Genomic DNA, 24,384 nt, shown 5'->3' with positions numbered 1-24,384 from the left:
ATAATCTCAAACTATAACATGAAATTCAAATCACTTTTATTAGCCATATTGCTGGTTATGGCATCTTGTTCAGACAATGATGAAATGCCTATTGATAATTCACAACAGACGATTACTGAAAATACTAGTAAAATATCGTGGAATTATCCTGTTTTGTCACCTGTCTTTAATGGATTGGAACAAAATTATATGTTCGAATATGATGCTCAGGGAAGAATTAGTAAAAAAATAGGAGGAATTTTGAAGTCATCAGGAGCTTCGGGAGCTCCGGACCGATTTACAAATCTGATTTATACTAAAATATCGTATACAGGAAATACGGCTGTTGTAGGAAGTTATAGCTCAGATCCATCATTTAATGTTCAATTGAATGAAAGGAAATTTGAATTTGATAATCAGGATAGAGTTATTAAAGTAGTTATTCCACAGGTTAATAATTCATATATGGATAAGTATCTGACCTATACTTATGACACTTCAGGAAAGTTAATTGAGATTTTAACTCAATATCCTAATGTTCCATACGATCCAACTGACCCGCAAGATTATATTTTGACCTACGTAGAAAAGTTTATTTATAACACCTCAGGAAATTTAGAAAAGACAATTAAAACTGAAAAACATAATAATATTGATGCTTATGTTACGAATGAAATTACATTGGATAACTTTGACTCTGCACAAAATCCATTTAAGAATTTGGGTGTTTTTGAAGAGTATTTCTATTTCTCATTATCAAAAAATAATCCTCAAAGAATGATTTCAAAAGAATATAAGCCTTATAGCTCCGAGTTTTTTCTGAGCCAATCAAATTGGACTAATCAATATAATTCTGATGGAAGCTTGAAGCTGTTTTACTAAAGAACTATTTAAATAAAATGAAGACTGTCTCAAAATCGAGATAGTCTTTTTTCATTATAAGCAAAAATCAATTTTGCTTATTTCAAAATAATGTCTAACTTCGTCAAACTTTAGGGGTGTCTGTTACCAACAGACTGAGACTTTACCCTTTGAACCTGATCTGGATCATACCAGCGTAGGGAAAAGTAGATGACTTTTGCGGTACATTCTATTGTACAATAATAGCCATTCCTAAAGTGTATTTAAATTATTAGGAATGGAACTTATTATCAACCACACCCGAAAAATATTTGATGTACTTCCCGAAAATCTGGAAGCACTACTGGCTATAGAGCTGCCCGGAAAGAAAAAAGGCATCGCTGTAGCGCTCAACAATCGCATTATTCCCCTGTCAGTCTGGGCGGAAACCATCCTTAACAACAACGATTCAGTTTTAATCATTACTGCCACTCAGGGCGGTTAATCACATATTTAATACCAAAATTTATGGCTCACTCCATTACATGTTCGCCATTTCCGAACTCAAAGAAAATCTATATTGAAGGAACAATACATCCTATCAATGTAGCAATGCGTGAAATACAGCTTAGCCCCACCAAATTGACCAATGGCGGCTTTGAACATAATGCTCCGGTAACCATTTACGACACTTCAGGTCCTTATACGGATGAAAATGTAGTTATTGACATTCAGAAAGGACTTCCAAGGATCAGAGAACAATGGATTCTGGACAGAAATGATGTGAATATTCTGGACGGAATTACCTCTGAATACGGAAAAGCCCGGTTAGCAGATCCACGTCTGGATGAATTAAGGTTTTCCTATGATCATAAACCCAAAGTAGCACAGAAAGGAAAAGAAGTTACACAGCTTTACTATGCCAAACAGGGAATCATCACTCCGGAAATGGAATATGTGGCGATCAGAGAAAATCAAAGAATAGAACAGCTTGACTCTGTATCTAAAGAGATGGCTTTTCAGCATCCCGGACATAGCTTTGGCGCCAATACTCCGAAAAGTAAGATCACACCGGAATTTGTAAGAGACGAAATTGCTGCCGGAAGAGCTATTATTCCCAATAACATCAACCATCCGGAAAGTGAACCGATGATCATCGGAAGAAATTTCCTGGTGAAAATCAATGCCAACATCGGAAACAGTGCCGTTTCATCCACTATTGAAGAGGAAGTAGAGAAAGCAGTATGGGCCTGTCGATGGGGAGCAGATACGATCATGGATCTTTCCACAGGGAAGAATATTCACGAAACAAGAGAATGGATCATCAGAAACAGTCCGGTTCCGATTGGTACTGTTCCGATCTATCAGGCATTGGAAAAAGTAAAAGGAGTTCCGGAAGACCTGACATGGGAAATTTTCAGAGATACCCTGATTGAGCAGGCAGAACAGGGAGTTTCCTACTTTACAATCCACGCAGGAGTTTTATTGAGATATATTCATTTAACAGCAAAAAGAGTTACCGGAATTGTTTCCAGAGGTGGATCAATCATGGCGAAATGGTGCTTATTCCATCATAAAGAAAGCTTCCTGTACACTCATTTTGAGGAGATCTGTGAGATCATGAAGAAGTATGATGTGGCTTTCTCTCTGGGAGACGGTCTTCGTCCGGGATCTATTGCAGATGCCAATGATGCCGCTCAGTTTGCAGAACTGGAAACTTTAGGTGAACTGACAAAAATTGCATGGAAACATAATGTGCAGGTAATGATTGAGGGTCCGGGGCACGTTCCGATGCATATGATCAAAGAAAATATGGAAAAGCAGCTGGAAGAATGCCATGAAGCTCCATTTTATACCTTAGGTCCTTTAACTACAGACATAGCACCAGGTTATGATCACATTACTTCAGGAATCGGGGCAGCCATGATTGGATGGTTTGGCTGTGCAATGCTTTGCTATGTGACACCAAAGGAACATTTAGGACTTCCGAATAAAGATGATGTAAAAGTTGGAGTAATTACTTATAAGCTGGCAGCGCATGCAGCAGATTTAGCAAAAGGTCATCCGGGAGCACAATACAGAGATAATGCATTAAGTAAAGCCAGATTTGAATTCAGATGGGAAGATCAGTTCAACCTTTCACTGGATCCAGAGACAGCAAGAGCTTATCATGATGAAACACTTCCTGCAGAAGGAGCGAAAATTGCCCATTTCTGTTCCATGTGCGGACCGAAATTCTGTTCCATGAAAATTACGCAGGAAATTCGTGAATCTGCAGAACAAGGGATGCTGGATAAATCACAGGAATTCATCGAAAAAGGGAAAGAAATTTATATATGATCCTTGTAATCACCCCTGAATTGATTGTTCCGAAAGAAACTGATACTATTAATCAGATGTTTCAGGAAGGACTTGATCTGCTTCATATCCGCAAACCATGGCTCAGCCGTAATGAAATGTTTGAATTTATTACTCAGATTGATGAATGTTTTCATTCACAGTTGGTACTGCATACACATTACGATCTTGGAAAGGAATTTACTATTTCAAGATTTCATTTCAGGGAAATTGATCGGAGAGAGAAAATATATAAACCTTTTGTGGAAGAAAATACGATTTCAACTTCAGTACATGATATCACAACATACAATACGTTGGATAAAGAATGGGAATATGCATTCATAAGCCCGTTCTTTCCAAGTATATCAAAGAAAGGTTATGGATTAAATTCAACCATTCAGGAAGAAATAAAACACCGGAACAATCCGTATGTAAAATTGATAGCCCTTGGAGGAATTAATCAGGATAATATTCATGAAGTTTTCGAAGCAGAAGCAGATGGAGCCGCTTTATTAGGTGCCATCTGGGGAAGCGAAAAACCCTTAAAAGTATTCAGAAAATGCAGGAACGTCCTTATGTCATAAGTATTGCAGGCTTCGATCCCAGTGGTGGAGCAGGCTTGTTATCAGATAGTAAAACCTTTGAACAATCGAAAGTCATGGGACTGGGAGTGTGTACAGCCTTGACATTGCAAACAGCTTCCAAATGTCTGAGCTTAGAATGGCGACAATTGGATGAAGTGACAAAAGCAATTCAGGTGTTGATGGAAAATTACCCGGTTACAGCAGTGAAAATCGGAATTGTAAAAGATGCAGCATTTCTGGATGAAATTATAAAAATGGTAAAGAGTAACGATCCTGAAGTAAAAATAGTTTGGGATCCCGTTCTGAAAAGCACTTCAGAATTCAATTTTTTTGATCTTGAAACACTTCCTCAATTGAAAAATACAATTAATAAGTTGAGTTTAATTACACCTAATTATAATGAGTACAGTGTTTTAAAGGAAAATAATCTTTTACCGGATTCCAATAAATGCTCATTGCTGATCAAAGGAGGACATAGAAAAGATCATTTAGGAACGGATGTTTTAGTTGAAAAAGAAAAAGCAATTGTTTTACAACCCAACAGCCATAATGAAGAATACTTTCCTAAACATGGTTCGGGCTGTGTCTTATCATCAGCCATTACAGCAGAACTCGCCAAAGGTGAAGTTATGGAGTCTGCCTGCCGGAATGGTAAATTATACATCGAAAAATTTTTAAAAAGCAATCCCTCTTTACTGGGAATGCATTCATAGAAAATATGGAAAAATTACAATACATATCACAGGGAAACACAATTCAGGAACAGGAATTTCATATCCGAAAAGCCCTTGACAACGGAATCAAATGGGTGCAGGTAAGATGGAAAAATGCTCCTGAAAACGAATTAATCAACCTCTGTGAAGTTTCAAAACAACTTTGTTCAGAATATCAGTCGGTTTGTATCATCAATGATTATGTACAAATAGCCAAAGAAATAGATGCAGATGGTGTTCATTTAGGATTAAACGACAGCGCTATCGAAGAAGCAAGATTAATCTTAGGTGAAAATAAAATCATTGGTGGAACAGCGAATACTCTTTCAGATGTCATACAGAGAATCAATGAATCTTGTGATTATATCGGTTTGGGGCCATTGAGATTTACCACAACCAAAGAAAAATTAAGTCCTGTTCTTGGGTTTGAAGGATATCAGAAAATCATAGATGGGTTAAGCGAGCAATCAATTGACATTCCTAAAATATTTGCAATCGGAAGTGTTGGCCTTGAAGATATTTTGCCGTTACAGGAGATCGGAATTTATGGTGTTGCCATATCAGGATTGATTACAAAGCAGCCGTCCATTATTAACGAACTAAAAAAAGTAATGATATGAACAATCAGAAATTAGAAATCGCAGGAACAACTTTTGAATCAAGACTGTTTTTAGGAACAGGAAAATTCGGGAGTATGAGAGATATGGTACAATCTGTCATCGCATCAGAAACCAATATGGTAACGATGGCTCTTAAAAGAATTGATGCCCAATCTAATGAAGATGATTTACTTGATTCATTAAAAGAAACCAACGTTCATCTTCTGCCCAATACTTCCGGAGCCAGAACCGCCAAAGAAGCAGTATTGGCCGCACAATTAGCCAGAGAAGCATTGGAAACAAACTGGGTAAAACTGGAAATTCATCCGGATCCGAAATATTTGTTACCAGATCCTATTGAAACTTTATATGCAACTGAAGAACTTGCCAAACTGGGATTTGTGGTGATGCCTTACATTCATGCCGATCCTGTTTTATGTAAACGTCTTGAAGATGCCGGAACAGCTGTGGTAATGCCTTTGGGAGCACCTATTGGAACCAATAAAGGATTAAGAACACAGGACTTTCTGGCAATAATCATCAGCCAGAGTAATGTTCCTGTCGTGGTAGATGCCGGAATCGGAGCGCCGTCAGATGCTGCAAAAGCAATGGAAATGGGAGCAGATGCGGTGTTGGTGAATACAGCCATTGCCGTTGCCGGAAATCCACTGAATATGGCTTTAGCTTTTAAAGAAGGGGTGATTGCCGGAAGAAGAGCCTTTGAGTCAGGATTGGGAGCAATAGCCAACCATGCCGAAGCTTCAAGTCCGCTCACTTCGTTTTTATTTGAATAACCCAAAATCATGAAAAGCTTTAAAGATGTTTTTGAACGTTATCAATGGGATGAAGTAAAGAATAAGCTTGAAAAAGTAAGTCTGTCTGATGTAAGATACAGCCTTCAGAAAAAGGATAAAACCCTTGATGACTTTCTGAATCTGCTTTCACCAGCCGCTTCCTATGAACTGGAACTGATGGCAAGAATGACGCAGATGCTTACCCAAAAACGATTTGGAAAAACCATTCAGTTGTATGCTCCGCTGTATCTCAGTAATGAGTGTCAGAATATCTGTACCTATTGCGGCTTCAGTCTCGATAATAACCTGAAAAGAAAAACGCTTTCCGATACGGAACTGATGATTGAAACCTCAGTGCTAAAATCTATGGGAGTGAATCATGTATTACTGGTAAGTGGAGAAGCCAATAAAATAGTAGGTGTGCCTTATTTTCAGAATGCGGTGCGTAAGCTAAAACCTCATTTTTCCAATATTTCCATTGAAGTTCAGCCATTATTGGAAGAAGAATACAAACTGCTTCATGAAGAAGGCGTGCATTCCGTTTTGGTGTATCAGGAAACCTATCATCAGGATGTTTACAGAGAATACCATCCAAAAGGTAAAAAATCAAACTTCCATTTTCGCCTGGAGACTCCGGACAGAATAGGACGAGCAGGAATTCATAAAATTGGGCTCGGAGTTCTCCTTGGGCTTGAAGATTGGAGGGTTGATAGTTTTTTCAATGCCTTACACATAGATTATCTTCAGAAACACTACTGGAAAAGTAAGTTTTCTGTTTCCTTTCCGAGACTCAGACCGGCAGAAGGAATCATTGAACCGAATTTCATTATGGAAGACAAAGACCTTCTTCAGTTGATCTGTGCCTACAGAATCTGGAATGAGGACCTTGAAATCTCCATTTCTACCAGAGAAAATGAAGTCTTCAGAAATAATATAGTATCTCTGGGAGCAACAGCCATGAGTGCGGGATCAAAAACCAACCCCGGAGGTTATGCCGTAGATAAAGAATCTCTGGAGCAATTTGAAACCAGTGATGAACGAAGTATGGATGAAATCAGACTCATGATCAAAAATGCAGGCTATGATCCTGTAATGAAAGACTGGGATTCCGTGTACAGTGGATTTTAAAATTTTTAAACCAAATCCGTCTAAACTTTTTACAATGATTATTTTTAACCAAAAGTCATAATAGTTTAAACACTTAAGTTTTGTAGAGTCAAGCGTTATGCATATAAGTACACCTAAGTATTGAGAAAATCTTTGATTTTCATCGTATGTGAACTTTTCTCTGGAATCATTTTAAACTTACTTAAGTGGGCTAAAGTGTTTTAAAATGAAAATTTTTGTGACTTTTGTGGTTTTATAAAGTTTAAACAACTTTACCGTTAAGAACTTTGAAGAGGTGAAGTTTAATCAAGGATAATATATTTTTAAAACAAGCCTCAATTTGGCTTTCCTTAAAAACTTAAAGAATCTTAATGGTTCAATTATAATTATGAAAGAAGATGATTTTTCAAGATACAGCCGTCAGATATTTATTGAAGAAATAGGATTAGAAGGACAAAAGAAAATAAGGTCTTCCAAAGTTCTTGTCATAGGAGCAGGAGGTTTGGGAAGTCCGGTTATACAATATCTGGCTGCTGCAGGAGTAGGAACTTTAGGCGTTGCAGATTGTGATGAGGTTGAGCTTCATAATCTGAACAGGCAGATCATTCATACTGAAAATAGAGTAGGATTATCCAAAGTAAATAGCGCAGAAACATTTGTAAAAGAACTTAATCATCAGGTTAAATTGATAGGAATTGAAGAAAAAATCAATGGAAATAATGCCGATAACATCATATCTCAATACGATGTTATTGTGGATGGCTCAGATAATTTTTCTACAAGATATCTGGTGAATGATACCTGTGTGACACTGAAAAAGACTCTGGTTTATGGAAGTATTTTAGGGTTTTCGGGACAGGTTTCTGTTTTTAATCATAACGGAAGTAAAAATTTGAGGGATATTTTCCCGGAACCTCCTTTTGATGAAGATGTGGCGGATTGTGACAGCCTTGGTGTATTGGGAGCTCTTCCCGGAATGATAGGAAGCATGATGGCGCTTCAGGCGTTAAAAATTATCACGGGCCTTCCGGTAAGTGTCAATCAGCTGACATTGGTAGACACGCTGAACTGGAGATTTCAGACGATAGATTTTTGATGTAAATATAAACACTAATATCACTAATGTTCTCACAAATAACACTAATTCAATATCAATAGAAACGGGTTTTCATTCAGAGTATAAATGAATAAAGCCGGTTATTTTTTATACACAGTATACACTTTGACCTTCTCGCTGATCTGGCAGATTGTACAGATTTTATGTTAGTATAGATCAATAGAAACGGGCTTTAGCCCGTTTTAAATTTTAGAAAACCATCCATCTGGCTTTAGCCAAACCTATTCTACAAAAAAACAGGCGTAAATCATTTTACACCTGTTTTCATTCTATTATATAAAGAAGAATTACTGTGCCTGCTGCATTACACCTCCGTTATCCTCTTTTTTAGTCTGGTTAAGAATATTTGGATCTTCTTTTGCCAGCTTATTTCTTGTTGGAATTTTATAATTGATAGAAAATCCGAAATTTCTCGTGTCATATTTACTGCTGATCATTACCGGATTTCCTGATGGCGGATTAGAACGTACCTGCATCATCTGTCCGTTGAAAATATCATTCGCAAAAACAGAAAGTGTCAGACGGTTGTTCATAAACTTCTTCGTTAGCGTAATATCCAGAGAGTTGTTGAACGGTTTTTCTGCCGTGAAGTAGAAATATCCTGCCTTTGGAGTCAGATAGCTGTAATTGGCTGTCATTTTGATATCTTTAGGCAAAAGAATCTGAGTCATAATATTGAAAATCCAGAATCCTTTATTATTCAGATTGTCGATTTCATGTTTCTGATAACCGGCATATAAATACATGAAGTTGATTTTATCAGGATTGAAATCAAACTTCATAATTTCGCTCAAAGGCTTGCTGAAAATCATAAAAGGAACCGGTAGCCCCACATTGAAGTTGTGAATTTTCATATTCGAAATATTCACCTGCTCGTTGTAAAGTTTTCTTCCGTCTTTTCGGATGATCTGTGCCACCTGATTGCTTGCCGAACTTACGCTGTATCCGATAAATGCATAATCAAAAGCTGAAATTTTCAATTCATAATTATCAAAAATAGTGGGCTGCAGGTTCGGGTTACCATTCACTTCCGTGCTGGGTCCGGAAAACGTTACGTTATTCGGGTTCAGGGCAGAAATACTCGGTAAGCTGATTTTCCTGTTGTAATTCGCGGCAATATAAACCTGGTTCATCATGTTATACTGTACACTCGCGTTCGGGAAAAGCTTAAATTTATTGAAAGGAATCAAATCAGCTTCAACCACCTTTTTATCTTTAATATATCTTGTTACCCCGGAAATATCATAGTTTTCAGCACGGGAGCCTAACGTGAAATCAAATTTTTTCAGTTTAGCCTGAAACTCCAAATAGGTAGATGCCGTTTGTCTCTGGTATTCAAGATTGGTTAAACCAAAACTTTCTGTATCATAATCCTGTCTTTCATATAATCCTCCAAGGCTAACTTTTCCACCGTCAAGAAGCTTGATAGGCTGGGCATAATCTACTTTAAAGTTGGCAATATTCATTACAGATTTATTGTTCAGAATATCTTTTAATCCGTTGGTAGGGCTATCGAGAGGTTCAGTGGGGTAGCTTACAAATGTGCCATCCTGAAAATAATTATCCTGAGAAAATTTACTGTCTGATCTTGTATAACCAAACTGGAAGTCCAGTTTCTGAGATTTATCAGCAAAACGCTTCTGATACGTTACCACAGCTTCCTGTCTCAGGTTGTTGGTATGCGCAACATCTGATGAGGTATAGAAAGCTTCTTTTAAATCCTCCGGATTTCTTTTGAAAGGCAAATCTCCATGACCATTACTTAAAGTGTAGTTGTCATTATTATTGTGATAAATATCGTAGTTTAATAATAATCTGTCCTGCCCCAAATCAAAAGTCAATCCTGATTTTGCAAAATATCCACGTCCATATCTATCGGTATGACTTGTTAAAAGCTCGTCCTGCTGGCCATTCAGCATACTTTCACGGTAGTTCTGACCTACGTTCAGCTGCCATCCGAAATATTTATTTCTTGCATTTAAGTTAACAGAATTGGTGGTTCTGCTTCTGTATTTATCATAATTCGTGAAAGAATAATTCCCCGAATACGTAGCGGTTAAATACTTATTGGCGTTTTTGTTTGTGATGATATTCATGATGGCTCCTCCGGAAGTAGCCGGAAATTCAGCGCCTGGTTGGGTGATTACCTCAATTCTTTCTACCGAATTGGCAGGCATTCCTTCAAGGAAAGAGTTGAGTTCATTCGATGTGATGTTCAAAGGTCTTCCATTCAGATACACTTCCAGCATTTTCCCTGGTACATCATTCCTGCGATATCGGTAGATACCAATCCTGGAAGTTTTTTAATTCCTTCCAGAACATTCCCGTTGTTCAGCTGAGGCTGTTCGGAAAAGTCAAAAATAGTACGGTCTGCTTTTTGTTCAACGGCTTTTTTAGTTTTGGTAATGACTACCCCTTCAATTTGTTTTTCCTGAGGCTTATTACTTTTCTCCTGAGATAAAACCAGAATAGAACTTACCAGTGATAAAGCGAATATAGTTTTTTTCATATGTTTTTACTGATATTCGGTTAGACGATTAAAAATATACTTTGTTACAGCTGCTACAATAATTTTATTTATTTCAATGATGAAAATTCAATAAAATCGTATGCTGATGAAGAAGAGAAAAGCTGTTGTAATACCGCTGCATGGTCATTTCCTGCAATCACAATAATTATTATGAGATGTTCTGAGTTTTACGGAACATTATGAGATTTCTGCTTAAATGAATGGTAAATCAGCTTTCTGAAAACTTTGTGAGAATCCATAAATCTTTCATTGTCAATCTGGATAAAGTCCAAAATAGTAGGATGAAAAAAGTAATTCTTCCAATAAAATTCCTATTGAGTCTTCTGGATAAATTGAGGCGAGTTTTTTCGGAAGATTTATATTAAAAATTAAACCTTATAGGTTTTTAAAACCTATAAGGTTTAGTGTGCTTATTAAATTTTATTAAGCCTTTTCAATTTGGTTGAAATAAAAAAAGACAGCTTCAATTGAAGCCGCCTTTATATTAATTAATCTAACAATTAATCTTATTTTTCCTGTTGTTTGATCAGGTTCAGAGCGGAACCGGCCTTGAACCAATCAATTTGCTGGTCATTATAAGTATGGTTGGCCATGATGATGTCTTTAGTTCCATCGGTATGAATGAATTCTAAAGTCAGTTGTTTTCCTGGTGCGAACTGGTCAAGATCTAAGAAGTTAACGATGTCATCTTCCTGGATTTTGTCGTAATCTGCTTCATTAGCGAAAGTAATTCCAAGCATCCCTTGTTTCTTAAGGTTGGTTTCATGGATTCTTGCAAATGATTTTACCAATACAGCTTTCACCCCAAGATGTCTGGGCTCCATTGCAGCGTGCTCTCTTGAAGAACCTTCACCATAGTTTTGGTCACCTACAACGATTGTCGGAATGCCTGCAGCTTTATAGGCTCTTTGTACAGCCGGAACTTCACCGTATTCACCGGTTAATTCATTTTTAACCTTATTCGTTTCCATGTTGTAAGCATTCACAGCTCCGATCAACATGTTGTTTGAAATATTGTCTAGGTGGCCTCTGTATTTAAGCCATGGCCCCGCCATTGAAATATGGTCGGTAGTACATTTTCCGAAAGCTTTTATTAATACTCTTGCTCCTACAATGTTTTTGCCGTCCCATGCCGGGAATTCTTCCAATAGCTGAAGTCTGTCTGAAGTAGGGCTTACATTAACCACAACGCTTGAACCATCTTCTGACGGAGCCTGATAGCCGTTGTCATCTACCGCAAATCCTTTTGATGGAAGTTCGAACCCTTTAGGCTCGTTAAGTTTTACCTGCTCACCAGCTTCGTTAGTTAAAGTGTCCGTAATTGGGTTAAAGTCCAGTCTACCTGAAATTGCTACAGCCGCTACCATTTCCGGAGAGGCTACGAATGCGTGGGTATTCGGGTTACCGTCAGCTCTTTTCGCAAAGTTCCTGTTGAAAGAGTGGATAATAGAGTTTTTCTCTCCTTTTTCGGCACCTTCTCTGTCCCATTGTCCGATACATGGTCCACAAGCATTGGTAAAGATTCTTGCGTTTTCAAATTTTCTGAAAGAATCTAAGAAACCGTCTCTTTCCGCTGTGAATTTCACCTGTTCAGAACCTGGATTGATTCCTAAGATGGCTTTAGGTTTTACACCTTTTGATACCGCATCCTCAACAATGGAAGCCGCTCTTGATAGATCTTCATAAGAAGAGTTGGTACAAGATCCGATAAGAGCCCACTCAACTTCCAGCGGCCATCCGTTAGCCTCAGCCTTAGCTCTGAATTCAGCAACCGGAGTCGCTAAGTCCGGAGTGAAAGGTCCGTTTAAGTGAGGAGTCAGTTCAGAAAGGTTGATTTCTATTAACTGGTCAAAATATTGTTCAGGATTGGCATATACTTCAGCATCACCCGTTAAGTGTTCAGCAATTTTATCAGCAGCATCTACTACATCCTGTCTTCCGGTAGCAGCAAGATATCTTCTCATAGAATCATCATATCCGAAAGTAGAAGTTGTAGCCCCGATTTCAGCACCCATGTTACAGATAGTCCCTTTACCGGTAGCGGAAAGAGATTCTGCTCCTTCACCGAAATATTCTACAATACATCCTGTACCTCCTTTTACGGTAAGAATTCCGGCTACTTTTAGGATGACGTCTTTTGCAGAAGTCCATCCGTTCATTTTACCGGTTAATTTTACCCCGATAAGTTTTGGCATTTTAAGCTCCCAGGCCATTCCTGCCATTACATCTACTGCATCAGCACCTCCTACTCCGATGGCTACCATTCCTAGCCCTCCCGCATTTACCGTGTGAGAGTCAGTACCGATCATCATTCCTCCAGGGAAGGCATAATTTTCCAGTACAACCTGGTGAATGATACCTGCTCCCGGCTTCCAGAAGCCTATTCCGTATTTATCACATACAGAGCTTAAGAAGTTGAATACCTCAGAGTTTTTGTTGATCCCTTCCTGTAAGTCTTTGTCAGCACCTACTTTCGCCTGGATCAGGTGATCGGCATGAGCCGTGGAAGGAACAGCCACTTTGGGTTTTCCTGCCTGCATGAACTGTAAAAGCGCCATCTGTGCTGTTGCATCCTGCATGGCAACTCGGTCTGGTGCGAAATCTACATAAGAATTCCCTCTTTCATATGCTTGTGTAGCATTTCCTTCCCAAAGGTGGGTGTAAAGGATTTTTTCTGAAAGGGTAAGAGGTTTTCCCACAATTTGTCTTGCTGCTGCAATTCTTTCCGGGTAGCGCTCATACACCTTTTTGATCATATCAATATCAAAAGTCATATCGTATTTTAGTTTTATTCTTTTTCCGTTAAAGCTTCTTTTCCTGTTGTTGAAAACAGGAAAATTACTTTTCTATATATCAAAAAACGTTCCTATATTCCATAAACAGGGGGTGTTTTTGATCTTAAATCAATAGATTTTATAACTTTCAATTTAAGAAAAAAATAGAATTTATTTTCTTGATTTTAATGAAAAAAAACGTATTTGTCTTAAAATAGAAACATTCTAAACAAAAAATTGAAAGATCTTAAATCCTAACGGACTAAAATCTTTCAATGATATAATTTTCAACAGTCTTACGACTTATTTATTTTTCTATTAGTGAACGCTTGTACTTGTCAGTTCTTTGATGGATGGTACAAACGTGGTAAGGTCAATACCTTCCACTGCAGCTTTATACTCATCAATGCTAGGAATTCTTCCGATGATCGCAGAAAGAACAACAACCGGAGTTGAAGCAAGCAGGGATTCTCCTTTTTTACGTTCAGAATCTTCCACTACTCTTCCTTGGAAAAGACGGGTAGAAGTTGCCAAAACAGTGTCTCCTTTAGCGGCCTTTTCCTGATTCCCCATACATAGGTTACATCCTGGACGCTCAAGGTACATTACATTCTTATATTCAACACGGGCTTCTCCTTTTGGAGCGTTGTCATCAAATTCAAAACCGGAATATTTTTCTAATAATTCCCAGTCTCCTTCTGCTTTTAACTCGTCAATGATGTTATAAGTAGGAGCTGCTACTACAAGAGGAGCGTTGAATTCTACTTTTCCCTTTTGTTTTTCAAGGTTTCTAAGCATTTGAGAAACAATCTTAAGGTCACCTTTGTGAACCATACAAGATCCTACGAAACCAAGATCTACTTTTTTCTCACCTCCATAGTAAGAAAGATCTCTGATGGTATCGTGAGTATATCTCTTAGATACATCATCGTTGTTTACATCCGGGTCAGCAATCATTGGCTCAACGATAGCATCAAGATCTACAACAACTTCAGCATAATATTTAGCATTTGCATCAGGAGTCAAAGCAGGTTTTTCCCCTGATCTGATCTCTGCAATTCTTTTATTCGCTTTGTCAATTAGTCCCTGAAGAACTTTATTATGGTTATCCATACCCTTGTCAATCATGATCTGGATTCTGCCTTTTGCAATTTCCAGTGATTCAATCAAGGTATTATCTTCGGAAATGTTGATAGAAGCTTTTGCCTTCATTTCAGCAGTCCAGTCTGTAAATGTAAATGCCTGGTCAGCAGGAAGTGTTCCGATGTGAACCTCAATGATTCTACCCTGGAATACATTTTCTCCTCCAAACTGCTTCAACATCTGAGCCTGGGTTGCATGAACCACATCACGGAAATCCATGTGTTCTTTCATGTTTCCTTTGAAAGTTACTTTTACAGATTCAGGGATTGGCATAGATGCTTCACCCGTAGCTAATGCAAGCGCAACGGTTCCTGAGTCAGCTCCGAAAGCTACCCCTTTAGACATTCTTGTGTGAGAGTCACCTCCAATGATGATGGCCCATTCGTCTACTGTGATATCGTTAAGAACTTTATGGATAACGTCAGTCATTGCATGGTATTCACCTTTCGGGTCACGGGCTGTAATAAGACCGAACTCGTTCATGAATTTCATCAGTTTCGGAATATTAGCCTGTGCTTTTTTGTCCCATACTGAAGCTGTGTGGCATCCTGACTGGTAAGCACCGTCAACAACCGGAGAAATCACGGTTGCTGCCATTGATTCCAATTCCTGAGCAGTCATAAGGCCTGTTGTATCCTGAGATCCAACGATATTTACCTGTACACGAACGTCCGAACCAGCGTGTAAAACTTTTCCTGGAGTTGTTCCTACAGCATTTCTGTTGAAAATCTTTTCTACCGCAGTAAGGCCCTGCCCATCATGAGAAATTTCTTTAGACGGAGCAAAAACAGGCGGTGTTTCAATGCTTAAAAGCTGAGCTGCGAATGTCTGTAGTTTTTTACCAAATACAATAGCGTATGATCCACCCGCTTTGATGAACTCCATCTTTTGTGGAGTGAAAGATTTGGTAAGGTCGATCAATTCTTTATCGCCGTTATATAATTTCTTTTCTTTTGTATTGATTGTTAAAACAGTTCCTGTTGCTACTGAATAAGCTTCTTCAAGCACTACATCGCCATTTTCGTTACGAACAGGGTTTCCGTTTTCATCTACTTTCTTTACCCAGTTTTTAAGATCGATTCCAATACCTCCGGTAACATCTACTGTTGTAAGGAAAATGGGAGAAATGCCGTTTGTCCCTCCTACAATTGGAGCGATATTTACGAATGGTACATACGGGCTGGCCTGTTTTCCTGTCCAAAGAGCAACGTTATTTACTCCGGACATTCTTGATGAACCTACACCCATTGTTCCTTTTTCAGCGATAAGCATAACGCTTGCGTCAGGATGTTTTGCTTGTAAAGCTTTAATTTCCTGCTGTGCCTCAGGAGTGATCATACATTTACCATGAAGCTCACGGTCAGATCTTGAGTGAGCCTGGTTACCCGGAGAAAGTAAATCTGTAGAGATGTCTCCTTCACCGGCGATATAAGTTACCACTTTGATTTCTTCAGGAACTTCAGGAAGTTTAGTAAAGAACTCAGCTTTTGCATAGCTTTCAATGATTTCTTTTGCAATTTCGTTACCACTGTTAAATGCTTCCTTCAAACGGTTGGTATCTGCATCATAAAGGAAAACCTGTGTTTTAAGAACGTTCGCCGCTTCTTTAGCAGTAGCCGGGTTGTTACCTAAAGCAAGGTCCAGAAGCACTTCGATAGAAGGGCCACCTTTCATATGAGATAATAATTCAAAGGCAAACGCCGGGGAAATTTCTTCTACTATGGATTCACCCAGAATAATTTCTTTTAAAAATTTTGCTTTTACTCCCGCTGCGCTTGTTGTTCCGGGTAATGTGTTATAAATGAAAAATTGAAGAGAATCCGATCGGTCAGCATTACCTGAATCTTTAATTTGTGTAATGATTTCACTTAGTAATTCAGCACTATCAATTGGCTTTGGATGCAGCCCCTGGATTTTTCTTTCTTCAATCTCTTTGATGTAATCCTTATAAATACTCATAATAGAAGGTCTTTCAAAATTAAAGGTAGGCCTGCTTTTTCTTTACCGGTCTGTATAAATACAGGTAATGACATTTTGAGTTCTCGCATTTTGATGCAACATTACCGAATAGAGTCAGCATAATCTACACTTTTTTAAAAGTTTTTTAAAATTATCAAACAATTCAAAATGTTCCCAAAATTACGAAATTTTACTATTTTATAAGAGTGAAATTATTTAGATTCTTTATAAATATGAATTTTATAATATCTATTTTTGGTCATATTTTTGTAAGTAAATGGTGAATATGAAAAATATCCTGAATGTTTTGTGTGTTTTTATTTCGATTTTCGTTTTCTCACAGGCCCAATCTGTGAAGAAAATTGGTGTAAAGAAAGGTACAAAAACCACAGTCAAAAAAGCAGCTGCAGCCCGTCAGCCCAATCCAGATCTTGTGGTGATCAATAAAGATCTTCCGGTCCTGATTCCTAAAAAGAAAGGCGGTCAGTACGGGTATATAAACCAGAACGGTAAATTCATTATTCAGCCGGAATACCATATTGCTGTATTTTTTTATGAAGACTGCAACCTTTTGAATTCTCCCAATGCAAAAGTCAGAAAATTTGGAACCAAAGAGTATGCTACTGTAGAAAAAGATATGATTTCTTACCGTATAGACCAGTCGGGAAAAAGGGTTTATCAGTTCAAAGAAGCAGATTTTGGAAAGTGTAAATTTGAGGAGTATAAGCAGCAGTTGTTCCAGGCCTACATTCTCAACGGCTTTTACGGAATTATAGAAAAATCAAAGTTTGTAAACGCTGCGGATTACCGGCAGTATCAGATTTATCCTCAATATCAGTACCTGTTCATTCTGGAGGGAGACGATGTAGCTAATCCTATGATTGTTGCTTCCAATAATGATAAATTTGGAGTTATTGATGTTAATAATAGAATTATCATCCCGTTTGAGTATTCCAATATTAAAAGAAATTTCAGCTGGAAGCTGGGCAAAATGTTTGAAGTGACAAAAGACGGTTCAAATTATTATTACATCGACGCCAACAATAAAACTTATTAGTAAGAAATGATGAATGATACATTTGATAATTCCTGTTTTTCGAAGTATTTTTTTATCCCCGTAACTCGATATCCCGTACCGTGTAGCCCCAATTTTAATTCATATATTTTTTGTAATTTCGCAGCTGAAATAAAGGGGTGCTTTAACAGGCTGAGATTATACCCAATGAACCTGGAACAGATAATGCTGTTTAGGGAACCATTTAAATAATTGATAGATGATTAGTGATACATGATCAATAAACATCAGTTATCATTTGCTGCTTATCAATTATCTCATAATCACCCCTTTTATTCATTAAATTTCAAAGATTTATAGAATGAAAGGATTATTTTTTTTAGGGCTTAGCGTAGGTTCTGTAGCTTTTATCCAGGCTCAGAGTAAAGATTCTCTGAAGATCAGGGAAATTGAGGCTGTCAACTTTACCAAAAGACTGCCGGTAGCAAAGGAAATCATTAATGTACAGAAAGATCTGGACGGTAAAAATTTGGGGCAGGATCTTCCTATTCTTTTAAAAAACCAAACCTCCGTTATTTCTACCTCCGATGCAGGAAACGGAGTAGGATATACCGGATTCAGAATACGCGGAGTTTCGGGATCAGCCATTAATGTAATGATGAATGGTGTTCCATATAACGATTCTGAAAGTCAGGGTACTTTTTTTGTAAACGTTCCGGACTTGACAAGTTCTGCGTCACAGATCGTTATTCAGAGAGGGGTGGGAACTTCCAATAACGGTGTTTCTGCTTTCGGAGCAAGTATTAATGTACTTTCTAAAGATCCGGAAGAGAAATTTTATTTTAAAACAGATGACAGCTACGGATCTTTTAATACTTATAAATATTCAGCTGAGATAGGGTCCGGTAAGTTCTGGAAAAACCGTCTTTCTGTAATGGGAAGATATACCCATATTCACTCTGACGGATATATCGACAGGGCATCATCAAACTTGCGTTCATACAATTTTACCGCTTTATTTGAAGAAGGAAATACGAAGCTCCGTTTAATGGCTTTTGGAGGAAAAGAGAAAACATATCAGGCCTGGAACGGAATTGACCGTAAAACGTGGGAAACTGATCCTAAATTTAATATTTCAGGAGCCATCTATGATGCGAGCTGGGAAAATATTGTAAGCTTCTATGACAATGAAACGGATAACTACAGACAGAATCATTATCAGCTGCTTTGGGAACAGAAATTCAGCGACCGCTGGAATCTGGAAACCACTTTCCATTATACAAAAGGGAAAGGATATTACGAAAATTACAAACAGGGAGATCCCTTTTCAAGATACAATCTGCCTGATATCATTGAAGGCGGGCAAACTATAAAATATTCAGATTTTATCAGAAAAAAATGGCTGAACAATGATTTCTACGGAATGGTTTCTACATTGTACGGGAAATTTGAAAATCTCGATCTGAACTTTGGTGCCGTTGTCAATCAATATTACGGAAGACACTACGGAAATGTTACAGGAGTATTTTTTCCTCAGATTGAAGAAAACGAGTATTACAGAAGCCGCTCCGTAAAGAATGAAGTATCCGGTTTTGCAAAAGCTTTGTTAAGAGTAAATAACTTTGAGTTTTTCGGTGATTTGCAGCTTAGAAAAATCAATTACAACACAAAGATCCTGATGGCAGGAGATGGTGAAGGCGCTGATTTAAGTAAAAACTGGCTGTTTTTTAATCCAAAAGCCGGAGTGAATTACAGAATTGAAGGCGGAAAAGTATTCTTGTCATACGCGCATGCACACCGTGAGCCGAACAGGGATGATCTGATGGCCAATAACGATGTGAAAGCAGAAAAGCTTCACGATTTTGAAGCTGGTTTTGAAAAACAATTCGGAATTGTATCATTTACTGCTAATGTTTACTATATGTATTATGTGAACCAACTGGTTTTAAATGGTGAACTTAATAATGTAGGAGCATTCATCAGAACAAATTCAGGGAAGAGCTACAGAAGAGGAATTGAGGTGGGTGCTTTGGCCAAATTATCCAGACAATGGGAGGTTTCCGGAAATGTTACCTTAAGCCAGAACAGAAATCAGGATTTCAATATTCAAAATGGTGATATTCCTAAAAGCCTTGGGAATACCCAGATTTCATTCTCTCCCAATGTTGTAGCCAATTTAAGCCTGAAATTCAATCCTACAAAGAACTTCCAGTTGGTTTTGATGAATCAGTATGTCGGAAAACAATATCTTGATAATACAGAAGATGTCAACCTTCAGCTTAAAGATTATTTCCTGACAGATTTCAATGCTCAGTATCAGTTTAAAATTGCCAATAATGAAGTAGCATTAAAACTGCTGGTGAATAACCTGTTCAACAAAAAATATGTGAACAACGGATCGGTGTATGAAGGACAACCTTATTATTTTTCTCAGGCAGGAACGAATTTCATGTTTGGAATAAGCTGGAAGATCCAATAATGACAAGGTTAGGAAAGTAATAAGTGAATTGAAAAATGCTGTTTTACTCATTTCATTATAATTGTTAATCTTAAAAAAAGAAGTTTAAATAACCGTATTCCTGTTTTCATACAGAATAATCAAAGGACTGTTTCGGCAGCCTTTTTTTATAAAGTTAAATATCTTAAAAAGTCATGAAAAAGTTATAAATTTGCTGCCAAATGAATATTTCAGCATACATTTTAGAATACTTAAAACAATTTGGAACTGCCACGGTTCCAGGCTTTGGGGTGTTTTCACTGAAAAATTCTAAGGCTATTATCAATTCCGAAAACGGAAGTATCTTACCTCCGGCCAGTCAGATTGAATTCACAATAGACTATGAAGTGCAGGCTGAAGATCTTACTGCTTTTATCGCAGAACAGAAACAGATGTCTCTGGAAGCTTCAAGAAGTGATCTTAAAATTCAGACTGATTTTTGGAAGAAAAAACTTCAGGCCGAACAGGTTCTTGAAATTCAAAACCTTGGAACTGTTTTCATTGAAGAAGGACACACCCACTTCAAAGGAAAAAGAATAGAATCCGGGCGTCCGGACTTTTATGGATTGGAAGAGATCCGCTTTTCAGATATCAATAACGGGGAGAAGGTGGCTGCTTCAGTCAACCGCGAAAAGGATTTTAAATTCAAAAAAACAATTCTTTGGATTTTCCTTCTGGTTATACCGGTTCTGGGAATTTTATACCTGGCATTCACCCAGCAGGAACTTCTTTTCGGTAAAAAATCTTTCAATAATGTTTCCGTACAGACTTCTACCCATAGAATCGTAAAAGATACAGTGAAGGTAATGGTACATACCCCTGAAGCACCCGTTGCAGATTCTTTGAAAAAAGATTCATTAGTAAAACCTGCCGGAAAAGGAGTGAAATCTGCTCCGGCTGTTCCAAACAACACTAAGACTAGATGGCAAAAATAAAAAAAGCGTCAGAATCTCTGACCATTATGACCAATATCGTTCTTCCGAACGAAACCAATTCTTTAAGAAACCTTTTCGGTGGTGAGCTGTTGGCAAAAATGGACCGTTGTGCGTCTATTTCTGCAGCAAGGCACTGCGAACGAAGAGTAGTAACAGCTTCTGTAAACCACGTATCTTTCAATCATCCGATTCCGGAAGGTGGAGTAGTGGTGTTGGAATCTAAAGTTTCCAGAGCATTTTCTACTTCTATGGAAGTGTATGTGGATGTATGGCTGGATGACCCGATCAATCAGAAGAAAGTTCATACCAATGCAGGAATTTATACCTTCGTGGCTGTAGATGAATTCAACCGTCCGATTCCTATTCCCGAAATGATTCCGGAAACAGATGAAGAAAAAGAAAGATTTGCTGCAGCATTCCGTAGAAAGGAACTTTCATTGATCCTCTCCGGAAGGATGAAACCTTTGGAATCTGTAGAGCTTAAAAAACTATTCCAGGAACCACAGGAGCCTAAGAAAGATAAAAAGTAATACTTTTTTAAAAACACAAGAAACACGAATGTCTGGCACAAATTTTCACAAATGACTTGTGCCGGATCAAATGAAAAAATAAAAAATGGATATTTCAGAAAATGATATATCAAAAATAGTCTACGAAGCTGGATATATAGTTCATAAGGCATTAGGACCAGGACTTTTGGAAAGTGCTTATGAAGAATGTCTGTTTTATGAATTAAATAAACATAATATTCTTGTAGAAAGACAAAAACCGATGCCCTTAATCTATGATGAGGTTAAAATGGATGTTGGCTATAGGCTTGACTTGATTGAGAAAAAATTTGTGCTTGAAATAAAATCTATAGAATCATTACAAGATATCCATTTAGCACAAATACTTACTTACCTTCGCTTAAGCAATTGTAAACTTGGAATGTTGATTAACTTTAATGCACTTCAGTTTAAAAATGGAGTTAAGAGAGTAATTAACGGTACTTTATAATTTGTGCTATTTGTGAAATAAATTAGTGTCATTTGTGTTTAAACTATGAAAATACTTCTTTTAGATAAAAATCATCCTCTTATCACTGAACAGCTTTTGGCTCAGAATTTTATATTGGAAGAGGATTTTACATCGTCTTATGATGAGGTTTGTGATAAAATTGAAAATTATGACGGGATTATTATCAGAAGCCGTATTCCGTTAGACAAAAACTTCCTGGAAAAAGGCAGGAATCTGAAATTTATTGCAAGAGTAGGAGCCGGAATGGAAAATATAGATATTCCTGTTGCCGAAAAGCTGGGAATCCAGCTGATCAATTCTCCGGAAGGGAACAGAGATTCTGTAGCAGAGCATGTAGTAGGAATGCTGCTTGTCATCATGAACAGACTTTTTATTGCTTCTCAGGAGGTGAAAAACGGGATCTGGAAACGTGAAGAAAACAGAGGCGATGAGTTGTTGGGAAAAACAGTAGGATTGATTGGCTATGGAAATATGGGAAAAGCTACTGCGAAAAGACTTTCAGGATTCGGATGTAAAGTGATCTTCCATGATATTCTTCCAGGTCTTTCGGATGATTATGCAACACAGGTTTCATTAAATGAATTGAAAGAAAAGGCAGAGGTTGTAAGCTTACATATTCCTTTGACTTCAGAAACCCATTATCTTATTGACGAAACCTTCATTGCAGAAATGAAAAACGACTTTTATTTTGTCAATACGGCAAGAGGAAAGAATGTGGAAACTAAAAGCTTAGTAGAAGGATTAAGGTCAGGGAAAGTAACAGGGGCTTGTCTGGATGTATTGGAATATGAAAAGTCTTCTTTCGAGAACATTGAATCAGAAAATGAAGATTTAAAATACCTTCTTGAATCAGAAAAAGTGATTGTCACACCACACATTGCGGGTTGGACGCATCAGAGTAAAGAAAAACTGGCCCAGTTTATTGTAGATAAAATTATAGCTTCGCATTGTTAAACAAATAATATTGCGAAACAATAAAAAAGGTGAAAGGCGAATTTGCAAAAGTGAATTCGTCTTTTATCTTTTATAACAATATTAAATTGGCATGCATAGCAATCTTAGTTCTTCTCTGCTTCAATTCATTTATGTTAAATAATTCATAATATCCTCTCTTATTTATTATTTATTTTTGAGTTTTATTAAATTGCCGCTCATTTTTGAATCTCATGACGACGCGTAATTTAGTACTTATCTTAACTGTTTTTTTATCACTGTTTTCTTGCAAAAAAAAGTCTGAAGCCAAAGAAGCTTCGGCAGAAAATACAACCAATCTTCCTAACTACGGAAACGTAGATCTGGGAAGCGTTTTCACGAAAGGTGACGGACAGCTTCTGAACAGACAGACAACAGTAAGCTATATAGATCAGTATTATAAAAAGATATGGGAAGGAGGAGATCTTAGTGGCGGAATTCTTGTTGCCAAAGGAGATGAAATTCTTTATGAAAATTATAGAGGTTTCGGAAGAGAAGGACATCAGATGCCAATTGATAAAAATACACCTTTGCATGTAGCTTCCGTTTCAAAGACCTTAACGGCAATGGCCATGATGAAACTGATAGAGGCAGGGAAAATAAAATTTACAGATCACCTTACCCAGTTTTTTCCGGGATTTCCGTATCCGAATGTTACCGTTCAGACTTTACTGGACCAAAGAAGCGGTCTTCCGAAATATGAATACTTTATTACCAAGATACAACCTGCTCCGGCAGAGCTTTCCAAGACGTTCATTACCAACCAGGATGTATTGAATATGATTATCAAGTATAAACCTGATCTGGCAAGAGATACAGATACAGGATTTATGTATTGTAATACCAACTTTGCTTTATTGGCCCTATTGATTGAGAAAGTAACCAAAACTCCTTTTCCTCAGGCGATGAAAGAAATGGTTTTCACACCATTGAAAATGAATAACACTTACATCTTCCAGGAAAAAGATATTCCTACAGCTTCACAGTCTTTCTATTACGGGGGAAACAAGCTTTATCCTTTAGACAGGCTTGATCTTATTTACGGAGACAAAAATGTATATACTACACCAAGAGACTTATACAATTTCTCAAAAGCAATGTTTTCAAAAAACTTCCTGAAGCCGGAACTGATGCAGATGATATTCACTCCTTACAGCAATGAAAAAGCAGGCATGAATAATTATGGATTAGGATTCAGAATGAAAATATTTGATAACGGTGAAAAACTGACTTATCATAACGGATGGTGGCATGGTACAAACTCTGTATTTGCCCATCTTTTAAAATCTAAAGTGACCATTGTAGCGATTGGAAATAAATATTCAGGCAAAGTATACACAGCCCTGGCATTATCCGGGTTATTTGAGGATTTCCCGCTGCAGAAGGATAAGCTTCATACGGTGATGAATGACAATAAAGATACTTTGAATTCCGGACAGGAAGTTTTTGGAGAATAATGTTTACTT

At 37.5% G+C, this 24,384-nt stretch carries 19 protein-coding genes, 1 pseudogene and 1 riboswitch; of the genes and pseudogenes, 17 read left to right on the top strand and 3 right to left on the bottom strand.

Annotated features, from left to right (window positions below):
* The first annotated feature begins 18 nt into the window (after window positions 1–18).
* The 9 genes from ACP3T3_RS13360 (at window position 19) to ACP3T3_RS13320 (ending at window position 8,052) form a co-directional block, all read left to right on the top strand.
* A complete protein-coding gene (locus ACP3T3_RS13360; RefSeq protein ID WP_426476340.1) occupies window positions 19–861 on the top strand; it encodes a hypothetical protein in 843 nt (280 codons plus the stop codon).
* A 102-nt stretch (window positions 862–963) separates the two neighbouring features.
* Window positions 964–1,060: riboswitch (TPP riboswitch) on the top strand.
* Between the two features lie 57 nt (window positions 1,061–1,117).
* A complete protein-coding gene (thiS, locus tag ACP3T3_RS13355) occupies window positions 1,118–1,324 on the top strand; it encodes a sulfur carrier protein ThiS (protein WP_426476339.1) in 207 nt (68 codons plus the stop codon).
* Window positions 1,325–1,347: 23 nt separating this feature from the next.
* On the top strand, window positions 1,348–3,159 hold the full coding sequence (thiC, locus tag ACP3T3_RS13350) for a phosphomethylpyrimidine synthase ThiC (protein ID WP_426476338.1): 1,812 nt from the start codon (window positions 1,348–1,350) through the stop codon (window positions 3,157–3,159).
* Entirely contained in the window at window positions 3,156–3,743 is a 588-nt protein-coding gene (locus ACP3T3_RS13345) for a thiamine phosphate synthase (protein ID WP_426476337.1), read from the top strand. Before thiC ends, ACP3T3_RS13345 begins: the two co-directional genes overlap by 4 nt.
* Window positions 3,719–4,456, top strand: a complete 738-nt coding sequence (locus ACP3T3_RS13340) for a hydroxymethylpyrimidine/phosphomethylpyrimidine kinase (RefSeq protein WP_426476336.1) — start codon at window positions 3,719–3,721, stop codon at window positions 4,454–4,456. Before ACP3T3_RS13345 ends, ACP3T3_RS13340 begins: the two co-directional genes overlap by 25 nt.
* A gap of 5 nt (window positions 4,457–4,461) precedes the next feature.
* Entirely contained in the window at window positions 4,462–5,076 is a 615-nt protein-coding gene (locus ACP3T3_RS13335; protein WP_426476335.1) for a thiamine phosphate synthase, read from the top strand.
* On the top strand, window positions 5,073–5,849 hold the full coding sequence (locus ACP3T3_RS13330; RefSeq protein WP_426476334.1) for a thiazole synthase: 777 nt from the start codon (window positions 5,073–5,075) through the stop codon (window positions 5,847–5,849). Before ACP3T3_RS13335 ends, ACP3T3_RS13330 begins: the two co-directional genes overlap by 4 nt.
* Before the next feature lie 9 nt (window positions 5,850–5,858).
* The gene (thiH, locus tag ACP3T3_RS13325) at window positions 5,859–6,977 is read left to right on the top strand and encodes a 2-iminoacetate synthase ThiH (RefSeq protein ID WP_426476333.1); all 1,119 of its coding nucleotides are present in this window, start codon (window positions 5,859–5,861) and stop codon (window positions 6,975–6,977) included.
* Between the two features lie 367 nt (window positions 6,978–7,344).
* The gene (locus tag ACP3T3_RS13320) at window positions 7,345–8,052 is read left to right on the top strand and encodes a HesA/MoeB/ThiF family protein (protein WP_426476332.1); all 708 of its coding nucleotides are present in this window, start codon (window positions 7,345–7,347) and stop codon (window positions 8,050–8,052) included.
* A 308-nt stretch (window positions 8,053–8,360) separates the two neighbouring features.
* Here ACP3T3_RS13320 and ACP3T3_RS13315 read toward each other — a convergent pair.
* Window positions 8,361–10,582: pseudogene (locus tag ACP3T3_RS13315) on the bottom strand (outer membrane beta-barrel protein).
* A 221-nt stretch (window positions 10,583–10,803) separates the two neighbouring features.
* Between ACP3T3_RS13315 and ACP3T3_RS13310 the strand changes: the two are divergent.
* Window positions 10,804–10,968: a LytTR family transcriptional regulator DNA-binding domain-containing protein gene (locus ACP3T3_RS13310; RefSeq protein WP_426476331.1), complete on the top strand. Its 165-nt coding sequence runs from the start codon at window positions 10,804–10,806 to the stop codon at window positions 10,966–10,968.
* 141 nt (window positions 10,969–11,109) lie between these two features.
* On the opposite strand, the gene ACP3T3_RS13305 is transcribed toward ACP3T3_RS13310, so the two are convergent.
* Complete coding sequence (locus ACP3T3_RS13305) at window positions 11,110–13,377, bottom strand: aconitate hydratase (RefSeq protein WP_426476330.1); 2,268 nt, start codon at window positions 13,375–13,377, stop codon at window positions 11,110–11,112.
* A 318-nt stretch (window positions 13,378–13,695) separates the two neighbouring features.
* Window positions 13,696–16,479 carry a bifunctional aconitate hydratase 2/2-methylisocitrate dehydratase gene (locus tag ACP3T3_RS13300; protein WP_426476329.1) on the bottom strand — a complete coding sequence of 928 codons (2,784 nt, stop codon included), beginning with the start codon at window positions 16,477–16,479 and terminating at the stop codon, window positions 13,696–13,698.
* A gap of 286 nt (window positions 16,480–16,765) precedes the next feature.
* Between ACP3T3_RS13300 and ACP3T3_RS13295 the strand changes: the two genes are divergently transcribed.
* From ACP3T3_RS13295 to ACP3T3_RS13265, 7 genes are all read left to right on the top strand, one after another.
* A complete protein-coding gene (locus tag ACP3T3_RS13295; protein ID WP_426476328.1) occupies window positions 16,766–17,536 on the top strand; it encodes a WG repeat-containing protein in 771 nt (256 codons plus the stop codon).
* A 319-nt stretch (window positions 17,537–17,855) separates the two neighbouring features.
* Window positions 17,856–19,973 (top strand): TonB-dependent receptor, encoded by a 2,118-nt coding sequence (locus ACP3T3_RS13290; protein ID WP_426476327.1) that lies wholly within the window; start codon window positions 17,856–17,858, stop codon window positions 19,971–19,973.
* 200 nt (window positions 19,974–20,173) lie between these two features.
* Entirely contained in the window at window positions 20,174–20,926 is a 753-nt protein-coding gene (locus ACP3T3_RS13285) for a hypothetical protein (RefSeq protein WP_426476326.1), read from the top strand.
* Window positions 20,914–21,456 carry an acyl-CoA thioesterase gene (locus ACP3T3_RS13280; RefSeq protein ID WP_426476325.1) on the top strand — a complete coding sequence of 181 codons (543 nt, stop codon included), beginning with the start codon at window positions 20,914–20,916 and terminating at the stop codon, window positions 21,454–21,456. Before ACP3T3_RS13285 ends, ACP3T3_RS13280 begins: the two co-directional genes overlap by 13 nt.
* Before the next feature lie 91 nt (window positions 21,457–21,547).
* Window positions 21,548–21,925, top strand: a complete 378-nt coding sequence (locus tag ACP3T3_RS13275; RefSeq protein WP_426479973.1) for a GxxExxY protein — start codon at window positions 21,548–21,550, stop codon at window positions 21,923–21,925.
* Between the two features lie 45 nt (window positions 21,926–21,970).
* Entirely contained in the window at window positions 21,971–22,900 is a 930-nt protein-coding gene (locus ACP3T3_RS13270) for a 2-hydroxyacid dehydrogenase (protein WP_426476324.1), read from the top strand.
* 212 nt (window positions 22,901–23,112) lie between these two features.
* A complete protein-coding gene (locus ACP3T3_RS13265) occupies window positions 23,113–24,375 on the top strand; it encodes a serine hydrolase domain-containing protein (RefSeq protein ID WP_426476323.1) in 1,263 nt (420 codons plus the stop codon).
* The last annotated feature ends 9 nt before the right edge of the window (window positions 24,376–24,384 follow it).

The organism is Chryseobacterium sp. CBSDS_008, from assembly GCF_049959325.1.
GTDB lineage: Bacteria > Bacteroidota > Bacteroidia > Flavobacteriales > Weeksellaceae > Chryseobacterium.
This window is presented reverse-complemented; position numbering and strand designations above follow the sequence as displayed.